The organism is Methylobacterium sp. WL120, from assembly GCF_008039465.1.
Taxonomy (GTDB): domain Bacteria; phylum Pseudomonadota; class Alphaproteobacteria; order Rhizobiales; family Beijerinckiaceae; genus Methylobacterium; species Methylobacterium cerastii.
In genome coordinates, this window is the sequence record NZ_VRUT01000348.1 from 1 (window position 1) to 1,145 (window position 1,145).

General features: G+C 68.1%; 1 protein-coding gene. It reads right to left on the reverse strand.

The features are described 5' to 3' along the window. Positions 1-1,145 (reverse strand): elongation factor Tu (gene tuf / locus FV229_RS26935; RefSeq protein WP_147754827.1); only part of this gene is annotated, 1,145 nt, incomplete at both ends.

A 1,145-nucleotide genomic window follows, 5' to 3' on the forward strand; every position in this document is an offset into this window, starting at 1 on the left:
TACGCGTTGATGGCGGCGACGACGCCGGCGCCGACGGTGCGTCCGCCTTCGCGGATGGCGAAGCGCAGCTTCTCCTCCATGGCCACCGGCACGATCAGCGTGACGTCCATGGTCACGTTGTCGCCCGGCATCACCATCTCGGTGCCTTCCGGCAGCACGCAGACGCCGGTGACGTCGGTGGTGCGGAAGTAGAACTGCGGCCGGTAGTTGGTGAAGAACGGCGTGTGGCGGCCGCCCTCCTCCTTGGTCAGGATGTAGGCCTCGGCCTTGAACTTGGTGTGGGGCTTCACCGAACCCGGCTTGCACACGACCTGGCCGCGCTCCACGTCCTCGCGCTTGGTGCCGCGCAGCAGCACGCCGACGTTGTCGCCCGCCTGGCCCTGGTCGAGCAGCTTGCGGAACATCTCGACGCCCGTGACCGTCGTGGTCTGGGTGTCGCGGATGCCCACGATCTCCACCGTCTCGCCGACCTTGACGATGCCGCGCTCGACGCGACCCGTCACCACCGTGCCGCGGCCCGAGATCGAGAACACGTCCTCGATCGGCATCAGGAACGGCATGTCGATCGGACGCTCCGGCTGCGGGATGTAGTCGTCGACCGTCTTCATCAGCGCCAGCACCGCGTCGTGCCCGACCGCCTTGTCGCCGTTGTCGAGCGCGACCTTGGCCGAGCCCTTGGTGATCGGGATGTCGTCGCCGGGGAAGTCGTACTTCGACAGCAGCTCGCGCACCTCCATCTCGACGAGCTCGAGCAGCTCGGCGTCGTCGACGAGGTCGACCTTGTTCAGGAACACCACCAGTGCCGGCACGCCGACCTGGCGGGCGAGCAGGATGTGCTCGCGGGTCTGCGGCATCGGGCCGTCGGCCGCCGACACCACCAGGATCGCGCCGTCCATCTGCGCGGCGCCCGTGATCATGTTCTTCACGTAGTCGGCGTGCCCGGGGCAGTCGACGTGCGCGTAGTGCCGGTTGGCCGTCTCGTACTCGACGTGCGCCGTCGAGATCGTGATCCCGCGCGCCTTCTCCTCGGGTGCCTTGTCGATCTGGTCGTAGGCCGTGAACGTCGCCCCGCCGGACTCCGCCAGGACCTTCGTGATCGCCGCCGTCAGCGACGTCTTGCCGTGGTCGACGTGACCGATCGTGCC